The organism is Vibrio genomosp. F10 str. 9ZD137, from assembly GCF_049974785.1.
Classification (GTDB): Bacteria; Pseudomonadota; Gammaproteobacteria; order Enterobacterales; family Vibrionaceae; genus Vibrio.
Genome location: NZ_JBNGCJ010000476.1, coordinates 1 through 11,529, shown reverse-complemented (window position 1 = coordinate 11,529; position 11,529 = coordinate 1). Strand labels below are relative to the sequence as shown.

The following is an 11,529-nucleotide window of genomic DNA, read 5'->3' as shown; positions in this document are numbered from 1 at the left end:
TCTTCAATGAATTCTTTTACTTCTCGTCCACGCTCACCAATAAGGCCAACCACCACAACTTGCGCCGTTGTTCCTCGGGTCATCATACCCAGCGTGACCGATTTTCCGACACCAGAGCCCGCAAACAACCCAATACGCTGACCTTTGCCTACAGTCAGCAACCCATTGATCGCTTTTAGCCCGACATCTAAGGGTTCGGTAATGGGTTTACGTGACAAAGGGTTAATAGGGGAAGAATTAAAGGCGGCGCGATGTTCAGTGTAAATTGGGCCCAGACCATCCAGCGGGTTACCCACACCATCAATGACTCGACCTAACAATTCCATTCCCACCGATAACCCCACTTCGCTGGTTAGTGGGGTCACTTTAGCGCCGGGGAGAACACCGGTGATTTGCTCACTGGGCATTAAATAAAGATTATCGCCAGAAAAACCGACCACTTCCGCTTCCATCTCTCCGGTCATGGTTTCAACAGTACAGAGGCTACCGATGGGCGCACGGCAACCCGTCGCTTCCAATGTTAAACCAACGACTCTGACCAATTTACCGGAGGCAACCGGTTTACAGCTCACACCCTGCGTTTTGTATTGGTAGAGGCGTTCAGCTAAAGGCAGCATTAATCAGCTCCTTGATGGCGATTACTGCCACAGAAACTGGCAATAACGCTACGAATTCGCTCTTCTAATCGATAATTTACACTCGACTCGCCAGCTTCAATTTGAACATCTCCACGATTAAGAGCCGGTTCACTGTGCAGTGTCCAATTACGAAAATCGAGTTCTTTGTCACCGTATGATTGGCGGATAATGTCGACGTCTTCTGGATGTAACTTGAGGGTAATCGCGTGACCAGAAACGGGTAAGGCTTCCACGGATTGTTTAACCGTATCGAGAATAACTTGGGGATTGGTTTGCACTTCAACGTGGACGACTTCTTTGACCAAAAGTAGCACCATATCGACTAACTGTTTTTCAACTTGCGCGTTCATTAGCTCTAATGGCTGAGCAAACTGATTAGCTAAAGAAACAAAAGTCGCCACTTGCTCGTCAATGAACGATTGCCCAGCAACAAGCCCTTCGGACTTACCCAGTTCTAGCCCTTCTGTACGGCCTTCTTCTATACCCTGCTCTTTGCCTTTGTCGTATCCTTGTTTAAAGCCGGCTTCTTGGCCTTGCAGCAAACCTTCCTGATACGCACCTTGTTTGATCTGTTCAATTTCATCGTTCGTCAGCTGTAAAGGGGCTTCTTCAACCGGATCTTCAAAACTAGGAACCCAGCTAGGGTCATAATTCATCGCTGTTTCTTTGGCGTTTTTATTCACCTCTGCCCCATAATCAGGCAGCCCCCACTTTTTAGGTTGAGCGACTGATTCATCATCAAGGCGTAAAAAGCCACGTTTTCTTTCACCTGACATGGGAATCCTTTATTAGCGTGATTATTTGATAGATTGTTTATTCTATTGTTTGATAGTTAGACTCAGTGTCATTGCTTAACGTGCTATGGTTTGATTAACGTGATAACAGCATTGCATTCTCAACAGCCTGAATTACAAGAATTCGTCTGCACCACCAGAAAGCATGATCTCTCCGTTATCGGCCATTCGACGTGCAATAGCAAGAATCTCTTTTTGCGCCGCCTCTACATCAGAAACTTTAACCGGAGGCATCGCTTCTAAGTCATCACTCATCATCTCAGCAGCACGTTTCGACATGTTCTTGAAGATCTTGTCTCGTAATCCATCGTCTGCGCCTTTGAGAGATTTTTGCAATACATCTTGCGGTACATCACGCAGCAGTTTTTGAATACCTTGGTCATCGACTTCAATAAGGTTTTCAAAGACAAACATGAGATCTTGAATTTGCGTTGCCATATCTTCATCTTGATCTCGGATTTGATCCATCAAGGTGCCTTCAACATTATTGTCCATGTAGTTCATGATTTCAGCAGCGGCTTTCAGGCCACCAATTTTGGCCGCTTGCGCACCAGCTTGACCCGCAAACTGCTTCTCCATGATTTCGTTCAATTCAGCCAGTGCTGATGGTTGAACTTCTTCAAGGTTGGCAATTCGCATCATTAAGTCTAAGCGATCACGTTCTGCAAACTGAGACAATATCTCCGCCGATTGATCCGCTTCCAGGTAAGACAATACGATGGTTTGAATCTGAGGGTGCTCATTGATGATGATACTGGCAACTTGACGTGGGTCCATCCATTTCAATGAATCCAAGCCTTTTGAGCCGGTGCCTAACAGTATTTGGTCAACAAGATTATTGGCCTTGTCTTCACCCAACGCAGCCACTAATGCATTTCGCATAAAGTCTTCGCTGCCCATACCGATATTGGTGTATTTCTGGATGTCTTCTAAAAATGCTCGGTGAACAGCCCCCACTTTTTCTTGGCTAAGATCCGATGCTTTCGCCATGGCACTACCCACCCTTTGAACCTGCTTCGGCTCTAGGTGACGAATAATGCCTGCGGCATCTTCTTCATTCAGACTCAGCAGCAAGATCGCTGCTTTTTCATCACCGGTAATGGTTGCTATGTCGACGGTGACTTCATTGCCGCCTTCCCCATTATCTTGGGGTACAATATCGTTAGGCATCTTCCATCCAATTTTTCACAACTTGAGCGGCGAGCTCAGGTTCATTAGCCACTAATGCGCGAACTGCTTTTAGCACATCTTCATCTTTATGCAGGTTCGGTAAATCAATGCTAGAACCGAACTCAAATAACTCACCACCTTCAATTTCACCGCCAATTAAGCTGGTTTCGCCATCGGCGCCAATCGGTAATCCATCTGGACCGTACATCTGTTCATCATCGTCAGCGGTTGGGTTAAGCAGTTTTTTCATCGCTGGACGTACAAGGACTAATATCACAACGACAATGACGAGTGCGCTCGCAAACCAACGAATCCAATCGTTAAAGTTAGGGTGTTCCCAAATAGGCACATCTGCAATGTTTTCAATTTCAGGCTGAGCAAAGTTCATACTCAGTACATTGAGTAAATCGCCTCGGCCTTCATTAAAACCTACAGCCCCAACCAGAACCTGACGGATCGAGTTTAAGTCACCTTCGCTAAGTGAAGTGTACGTCGTTTCTCCTGTTTCCGGATTCACGGAAGAACGATTTTTTATGGCGACTGCGACGGTTTGGCGATTCACAATGCCTGTTTGACGTCTTTCGTGGCTGATGGTGGTATCTAATTCGAAGTTTCGTGTCGCTTCTCGGTGCACAGAGCCTTGGCCGGTTAGTGAGCCATCTTTCATTTGTGCAACGTCTTGAGGAATCGATGCGTCCGCTGGAGGTTGATTACTGAGCGCCCCAGGAATACCAGCAACGACATTACCGTTATTGTAATCTTCCAAGGTGTACTCACTGCGAGTTGCTGGGGTATTTGGATCAAAACGTTTACTGGTTTGTTCAATGGCGCTGAAATCCAGTTCGATATCTACTTGAGCGGTGTAGTTCCCAAAGCCAAGGATAGGAATGAGAACTGAATCTATTTTTTCGCGTACCGCTTGTTCTTGTTTTCTTTCTAATTCGTGCTCTTTTCGGCGCGCAGCTGATGCTGGGTCTTGAGAGCCTGAACTAAGTAAGCTGCCGTGTTGATCCGTCACCGTGACTCGCGTCGGTTTCATGCCGGGTACCGCACTGCCGACCATATCAACAATAGAGTCGACTTCACCTTGTTTGAGCGACGCTCCTGTTCTGAGTGTCAAAAATACGGAGGCCGATGCTTCTTGGTTATGACGAACAAACACGCTTTGCTTGGGAAGTGCCAGTAACACACGAGCCTTACGCACTTGTTTCATTTCTTCCATAGTTTTAGACAGTTGACGTTCCCGGCTTAGTTTTAAACGTTCCAACTCTAATCGCTGAGAAACACCAAAACCCATGTCTTGAAGCAGGATATCGTCACCAGCACTGCCCTGTTGGTTAAGACCAGCACGCGCTAGGTTGAGTTTTAAATTATTGTAGTTATTCACCGGAACTAGAATGGTATTACCTTCTAGTTTGTAATCGAGTTTTTGCTGATCAAGGTAATCAAGAACGGGGATAAGCTCTTCTGTTTCATAAGCCCCGAGTGGGCGCATTTCAGGCTCTTTCACCCAGAAAAAAAGCATCACAATGAGTGCAACGCAGATAGAGATAGAAAGGACTAGAACGACTTGACGAAGTAGGTCTAAATCACCAATCGCCATATCAAATTTTGATGAGCTTTTTTCGTCGAGATCGGGGTTTTGCGTTTGTGTATCAAGATCGGAGCTTGTGACCATCGAGTGACTGTCTGCAGAATCCGTTAATGCTAAGTCTGTATTTTGGTTATCGTCAGTCACGTTTACTACCTAAATTATACTGGCATGTTCATAAGTTCTTTGTACGCTTCAACCAATTTGTTGCGCACCTGAATCGTTGCTTCAAAAGCAACACTCGATTTATTACGAGCGATCATTACATCCGACAACGAAACGTCTTCATCGCCTCGGTCAAAGCGCATTTGAAAGTCGCTTGACGATTTGGAAAGTCCATTAACGTTATTGATCGCTTTGTTCAACATATTGCCAAAATCGGCACCAACACTTTGCCCTGTGGCGGTCGGTTTTGTATTCGTGGCTTCAAACATGAGCGCTTGCATTTCGCCTTGTAGACCGTTAACTATCATCACAACCTCAAATGCCAATTCTTTGACTTATGTTCATTCTTATTAGGTAAGCAGCAATTAATATGCCATTATTTTTTGTCGCATCCTTCATTACTTTTTAGCCCGGTACATCAATGCCCGCATCTCTCATTTTAGCCAGCTTGTAGCGTAATGTTCGGGGGCTAATACCCAATTTTTCGGCCATCTCTTTACGGCGACCATTGCACTCGACCAATGTATCTAAAATGATGCTGTACTCTTGATCTCGCAACTCTCCACCCAACCCAGATGAAGCAGAAGTCACCGCACTGGATGAATCAACCTCAGCAACGGGGTTAATGGACGGTGCCGCTATCCCCGTTTCAACCACTTGCTGTAACCCACTAGCGTCTTGCCAATCGATCCCTTCAAGTAAGATATGCTCACCGGTAATGTTTTGATTGTCGCTTAATATCAACGCACGCTGGACCACATTGTCCAGTTCACGAACATTTCCAGGCCAGCTGTATTGAAGCAACTTGCTTAAGGCTTGAGCGTTAAGCTGTGGCACAGGGATACCGAGCTTTTTACAGTGTCTCTCAACCAAATGCTGAGCGAGCGGTTGGATATCTCCGGGTCTTTCGCTAAGCGCAGGCCAGGTAATTGGGAAGACGTTCAGTCGATAGTAGAGATCTTCTCGGAAATTGCCTTCTTGTACATACTGCTTTAAGTCTCGGTTACTGGTGGCTAGAACGCGCACGTCCAGTTGAACACTTTTTCGACTGCCTAAACGCTCGACTTCGCGTTCTTGTATGACACGTAACAATTTGGCTTGAAGATTTAAATCCATCTCACTGATTTCATCGAGCAAAATGGTTCCGCCTTGTGCTTGCTCAAATTTCCCCGGACAAGCTTGTACCGCTCCAGTAAACGCGCCTTTTTCGTAACCAAACAGTGTGGCTTCTAACATATTATCTGGAATTGCCGCACAGTTGATCGCAACAAATGGTCCATCTTTTCTGTTTGACGCGTTATGAATGTATCGAGACATCACCTCTTTACCAGAACCACTCGGGCCAAGCACCATGACGTTGGCGTCGGTTTTTGCGACTTTATCAGCAAGTGCCAATAATTTTAGACTTTTTTCATCGGCAACGATGGCATCACCATTGTCATCAGATTTAACTGGCGCGTAACGGCTGACCATATTGAGCAAGACTTCAGGCGCAAAAGGTTTCGCCATATAGTCTATTGCCCCATCTTTCATCGCAGAGACAGCATCTTCAATATTGGCGTAAGCTGTCATGAGTAGCACGGGTAAATTTGGCCAATGTTGTTTGATGTTTCGCAACAGTGCCAGGCCACCCATCCCTGCCATTTGTACATCAGAAACCACAATATCAACAGAGTTAGATTTCAGCTTAACCAACGCGTCTTCTGCACTGTCCGCTTCTAACCATTCATAACCGGCTAATGCCAATGTATCGACTAAAGCTTCACGTAGTCCTTCATCATCTTCTACTATCAAGACTTTACTTTGCGCCATTGTTATTCTCCGTTAGTGGTGACTGCTGATTCCGAATCCGACATTTGAGCTGCAGGAATCGTCTCTTGCGTATCTGAAGCGTTTAACTTTAAGGGTAGGCACATGGTGAAACATGCGCCATCGCCTTGCTCTGAAATAAGCTCTAATTGACCATCATGAGCCCGACAAACCATTTGTACCACGGCTAGACCTAAGCCCGTCCCTTGAGACCGCGTGGTAAAGAACGGCTCCATAATTTTGCTTTGTAGCTCTTTAGGTACACCCGGCCCACTGTCTTGCACCGAGATTTTAAGCATGTCATTAACAGGTCGGAAGAACACATCAATCTGTGCATTTTTCCCACTGATCTGAATGGCATTCAATACCAAGTTACTTAATGCAGAAGCGATGGCATTGGCGTTGCCTAATAAGGTCGTTTGCTCTTGTTCGACTTCTAAGCAGTAATCTATGTGGTTATGTTTCAGTGCCGTTTCCACCATTGGATTAAACTCTGCAACTAATTCTCCAATCGTGAATGACTTCACGACTTTATTATCACCGCCTTTAGCAAACAACAGCATGTCATTCACTTGCTTTTCTAAATCATGCAGCCTATCCATAAGTTTAGATTGAAAACGGTCTTTCGTGGCCAGTGGCAGGTTCGGTGCTGCCAGATTGGATGCATATAGCATCGCACTAGAGAGTGGCGTTCGTACTTGGTGCGCTAACGAAGCCACCATTTTCCCCAGCGATGACAAACGCTGAAGATCGCCAATTCTTGATTGAAGTAATCGAGTCTCAGTGAGATCGGTAATTAAAATCAGTTGGCCGGTGTTCGATGCAGAAATCGCTAATCTGACTTTGCGACCATTGCGTAACGAGATTTCGTGTCCATCATCTTCTCGCGGAGCAAAGGCAGATTGAATAACGGTAAACCACTTTTCTCCAATCAAAGAGACTTCTAAGAGCTTTTGGGCTTCTGGATTGGCTTCACGCACAACACCTTGGGTATCGAGCAAAATGACACCGGCGGGCATAACGTCGAGCACTTGTTTGTAGCGCTCGACTTGGTCTTCAAGCGTGTCTAGGTGCGACTGGTGTTCTGTGGATTCTGATGTTTGCATGTCGATTTTCTGCCAATAGTCGATTTTCTGCCAATAAAAGGACAATAGCCTGGCATGCAATTAACAAGCCAGGCCATTTCCATTTTAAATCAACGGGTTACACTCAAACCATTGGAATGTCAACTAATTGACAGGCTATCGCTGGATATCATACTTACGCATTTTTTCAACAAGCGTTGTTCGTCTCATCCCAAGCATATCAGCGGCTCGAGCAACAACGCCACCTTGAGCATCAAGTGCTTGATTGATCATGTTCACTTCGAGATCAGCCAAGAGCTCTTTTAGATTAAGACCTTCTGGTGGAAGAGATTGTGGAGAATTTGCGATCATCTGCTCATGAAACGGGGCGACGTTATCTAAACTGAAATCTTCTGAGAAAATATCGGCCAACACGTCACGCTCTTGTTCTTCAATTGAAGCAAAGCTGGTGTTTTCAGGCTGAAATTCTGGAATATCACTGTAGCGATACTTAGTTGGAAGATGATTCACATCCACCAAGCTATTCGGATACAAAATGATCATCCGCTCAATCAAATTCGCTAACTCCCGAACATTACCCGGCCAGTCATGCTCCATTAACGAGTTAATCGACCTCGGAGTGAAACAAATAGGCTGACCGCCTTCGGCTTCCATTCGAGTCATTAATTCTTGGAGTAATAGCGGAATATCATCTTTACGATGTTTTAATGCCGGCATTTCAATCGGAAAAACGTTCAAGCGATAATAAAGATCTTCGCGAAAAGACTCCGCAGCAATCATCTCTTCTAAGTTTCGATGCGTGGCTGCAACCACCCGCACATTGACTCGGATCGTGGTATTTCCACCGACACGCTCAAAACAGCGTTCCTGAAGAACACGCAGCAGCTTGACTTGCATAGGCATAGGCATGTCGCCAATTTCATCGAGGAAAAGCGTTCCACCTTCTGCAAGCTCGAACCGCCCTTTTCTTGAGGTGATTGCCCCAGTAAACGCACCTTTTTCATGACCAAACAATTCACTTTCCAGTAAATCAGGAGGAATAGCCCCACAGTTTATCGGTACAAAAGGGCCCTTACGACGCGTGGAGTGATAATGAATGTTACGCGCGACCACTTCTTTACCCGTGCCCGATTCGCCGAGAATTAAGACATTCGCTTCCGTATCCGACACTTGTTCAATCAAATGTCGGACTTCTTGAATACCAAGGCTTTGACCGACTAAACTGCGAAATAACGTGTTTTTCCTTGATAGAGAAGTTTGAACGCCTTTACGACCAAGAAAGTCTTTGCAGTGTCTCAGCGCCTCGCTAAGTTGCGGGTAATTTAGGGGAAACTCTAACTCTCCAACGTATTGTGGATAGTCGTCTACAGGGTACGCGTGTTTGCCCGCGACCAAGAGTGGGATGTGATGAACAGATGAAAGCTGTTGACTCAAGCTAGAAGGCAGTGCTTCCCCTTGTATAGAACCAAGAATGCATCCTGCTGAAAACTTTGACCAATCGATATCCTCGATATGATCCGACGTCACTACTTCGCACTGCTCTCCAACGAATTCTAAAATATTACTGAGATTAATTCGCACTTGTGCGTCATCTTCAATCACAAGTATTTTTGATAAACCATGCATAGGTGAGAATGATTGCCTTCATTTTGATAAGTTGGTGGCTAAATCTAATAGTCCGGAAACAAGGCGCTTACTTTGATAAGAGCTACTATAACGATAGACAATTTATATAAATCAGCAACAAAAAAGCCACTACAATACTGTAAGTGGCTTCTATTTTATTTGATTAAAAAAATAAGGCAACTAAGCAATTACTCGTTGTGAGGTTAATGTCATCTTTTGCTTAGGAATTAGATACCAACGTCAGAGGCGGTCAAGTTATGATATTCCGTCGGAATTTGATCCCAAGCTGACTTAATTTCACGAATAATATCGATAACATCGTCTATCGGCTGAGGGTCATTTTTATGGTTTGCCGCAGAAATTTGAGTGATCATGAACTCATAGAGTTGATCCAAGTTTTTGGCAACATCTCCGCCATCACTCATCGATAAACAGCTTCTCAGGCTAATAATGATGTCCAGAGCCTTACCTAGGCGTTCACCTTTCACTGGAATATTACCCTGTTGCATCGCGGCTTTTCCTTGGATCAGTCGCTCAATAGCACCCGCCATAAGCATTTGCACAATTTTATGCGGTGACGCCGCACTCAACTGACTGTCTACTGATACCTTTTTGTATGCCTGTAATGAACCACGCATAACGTTCCTCTTTTATAAAAACTTCTTGTATTGCTGAACAGACTTGTTGCCGTAACGGTACTTTTTGAGTGTACTGCCAATTTTCATTGTTTCTGATTGCATCAGCGTGACGATTTGTTTTGTCTGTTCAACTAAAGAGAGCCAATCATCTGACTCAGCAAAACTCGGATTTTCTTTTATATAGTTTAAGATATTTTGCAATATCCGTTCCCTTTTATCGACCAGCTCAATAATATCTTCAGCATTAAAGTCATTTGTTTGTAAAATTCCTTTAATTTGGTGATCAATATCACGAATTTCATTCATTGCCGCTACGTTGCTTTCGGTAATCATACCATTAACCTAATGCATTCATCATGCCGGCCAGTTGGTATTGCATTTTACTGGTTGAGTCCTGCATGCTGGCAAATTTTGAATGAGTCCGCTTCTCTAGACCTTCCATCCGGCGATCGAGTGCCGCTTGGTCGTCTGCTAGGCGGTAATTTCTCTCCACTAAGCTCTGCTCTCGAGTTCTTATCGATCCCGTTGCATTGGTCATACTGTGGATGGCATCTTCCACTTTTTTAGCAAAACCCTGGTTGCCACCGAAGAAATCACCCAGTTTAGTAAAATTATTATTCAGTTGGCGATCAAGCATATTGTAGTTGATTTCAAGCGTACCTTGACGAGTCGTGGTGATACCAAATTCAGTCAATGACTTTAGTTCGTCTGGTGCAGGCTCAATACTCGATGAAAACACAGACTTCAATCGTGAGTCTGCACTGCGTACAATGCTATCGCCTGCCAGTGGGCCAGCTTGCCCTGTACGAGGGTCTACGCCACCTAACTCTTTACTGGTCTGATAAAACTGGTTGTAGGCGGCGACGAACTGTTCGATATCCTCTCGGACCCCTTGCCTGTCGTATTCGATATCAATTTCCGCAGGCGGTTTGCTTGGATCGGTTTTGCCTTTGATAGAAAGGTCAACGCCTTCGATGGCATTCTCAATCACATTATTATTGCTTGAAAGCTGAGCGACACCATCAAGCATGACTTTTGAATCTTGCGCGGCTTGAACCTGTGTCATCCCCATATAGGAATCGAAAGCACTTTGTGCCGATTTTAAATCAGCGTCCGCTTTGTCAACACGCTCTAAATAGGCGCGTTCTTCCGGCGTTAATTTTGCCCTTTCAATTTCCTTAGCCTGCTCTGGGCTTAGCTCACCACTTTGAACCGCCCGCTCGATCGCGGCTTGCTCTGCTGCAAGCTTTCTTTCGAGTTCTTGTTTGGCTTCTTTCGGTGTCACATACGAGTCGGTTAAGGTTCCCGATGCGCTATTGCTCCAACCAGGGACATCTGAAGATTTTTCTAACGCTTTTGCATCGAGCTCTGGATCCGGCTCATAGTAAGAATCGAGTAACGTTCCGGATGCTGTTTCCGTCCAGCCAGGAATCCGATCTTGAGGCTTCACATATTTGTTTGCATCTGTTGCTGCTGCTATCGCATCTTTAGAAAGTTCATTGCCTGCCAAGCCAGCTTTTTCAGCATTAGGATCAGCGTTAATCGCGGCCTGAGTTGCTTCATCAGCCAACTCTTGATCCACATCTTTTGCAGCATCACTGATCGTGTCGGCAACTTTTTGCGCCAATTGTTGCTCGATTGGGGATAATGGACTGATCAGTTCTTGCGCAGCAGAACGGGCTTTTTCTAAATCTTTAACACGTTCTTCAAGTGTTTTGTATTCCAGTTTATTTAGCGGATTTAAACTGTCGTCTGTTTGGGCTGAAATTTTGATGGCGTTTTCTTGCCCAGAAAGGTTTGATGCAACGATAAGCCTTGGGCCATCGACATCATTAATCACCGAGGCACGAACACCTGGGTTACTTTTGTTGCCGTTTATTTCTCTTACTACATCAACTAGGCTGGCGTTGTCTTTCACATCAATGGTGAAATCGTTTCTTCCTAATTGAATCTGCAGCTTACCAGGGCCAAATTTATCATCATAAGACAATACATCCAGATCGGAAGAGCGGT

The 11,529-nt window shown here is 45.1% G+C and carries 10 protein-coding genes and 1 pseudogene; all 11 read right to left on the bottom strand.

The window, feature by feature from the left end:
* Nucleotides 1–617 (bottom strand): annotated as a pseudogene (gene fliI, locus ACP45E_RS11485) (flagellum-specific ATP synthase FliI); the annotation flags it as partial.
* The gene (fliH, locus tag ACP45E_RS11480; RefSeq protein ID WP_017033259.1) at nucleotides 617–1,414 is read right to left on the bottom strand and encodes a flagellar assembly protein FliH; all 798 of its coding nucleotides are present in this window, start codon (nucleotides 1,412–1,414) and stop codon (nucleotides 617–619) included. The gene fliH and the pseudogene fliI, both read right to left, overlap by 1 nt.
* A 132-nt stretch (nucleotides 1,415–1,546) precedes the next feature.
* On the bottom strand, nucleotides 1,547–2,602 hold the full coding sequence (gene fliG, locus ACP45E_RS11475) for a flagellar motor switch protein FliG (protein WP_017033260.1): 1,056 nt from the start codon (nucleotides 2,600–2,602) through the stop codon (nucleotides 1,547–1,549).
* Nucleotides 2,595–4,340, bottom strand: a complete 1,746-nt coding sequence (fliF, locus tag ACP45E_RS11470) for a flagellar basal-body MS-ring/collar protein FliF (protein WP_069585026.1) — start codon at nucleotides 4,338–4,340, stop codon at nucleotides 2,595–2,597. Before fliF ends, fliG begins: the two co-directional genes overlap by 8 nt.
* 14 nt (nucleotides 4,341–4,354) lie before the next feature.
* Nucleotides 4,355–4,666: a flagellar hook-basal body complex protein FliE gene (gene fliE, locus ACP45E_RS11465; protein WP_017033262.1), complete on the bottom strand. Its 312-nt coding sequence runs from the start codon at nucleotides 4,664–4,666 to the stop codon at nucleotides 4,355–4,357.
* Between the two features lie 97 nt (nucleotides 4,667–4,763).
* Nucleotides 4,764–6,170 carry a sigma-54-dependent transcriptional regulator gene (locus tag ACP45E_RS11460; RefSeq protein ID WP_017033263.1) on the bottom strand — a complete coding sequence of 469 codons (1,407 nt, stop codon included), beginning with the start codon at nucleotides 6,168–6,170 and terminating at the stop codon, nucleotides 4,764–4,766.
* Nucleotides 6,171–6,172: 2 nt separating this feature from the next.
* Nucleotides 6,173–7,273 carry a sensor histidine kinase gene (locus tag ACP45E_RS11455; RefSeq protein WP_017038396.1) on the bottom strand — a complete coding sequence of 367 codons (1,101 nt, stop codon included), beginning with the start codon at nucleotides 7,271–7,273 and terminating at the stop codon, nucleotides 6,173–6,175.
* A gap of 135 nt (nucleotides 7,274–7,408) precedes the next feature.
* Nucleotides 7,409–8,878, bottom strand: a complete 1,470-nt coding sequence (locus ACP45E_RS11450) for a sigma-54 dependent transcriptional regulator (protein ID WP_017033265.1) — start codon at nucleotides 8,876–8,878, stop codon at nucleotides 7,409–7,411.
* A gap of 227 nt (nucleotides 8,879–9,105) precedes the next feature.
* On the bottom strand, nucleotides 9,106–9,516 hold the full coding sequence (gene fliS, locus ACP45E_RS11445; RefSeq protein WP_017033266.1) for a flagellar export chaperone FliS: 411 nt from the start codon (nucleotides 9,514–9,516) through the stop codon (nucleotides 9,106–9,108).
* 12 nt (nucleotides 9,517–9,528) lie between these two features.
* Nucleotides 9,529–9,849, bottom strand: a complete 321-nt coding sequence (locus tag ACP45E_RS11440) for a flagellar protein FliT (protein WP_017038395.1) — start codon at nucleotides 9,847–9,849, stop codon at nucleotides 9,529–9,531.
* A gap of 4 nt (nucleotides 9,850–9,853) precedes the next feature.
* The coding region (gene fliD, locus ACP45E_RS11435) for a flagellar filament capping protein FliD (RefSeq protein ID WP_069585024.1) at nucleotides 9,854–11,529 on the bottom strand (1,676 nt) is incomplete at its 5' end.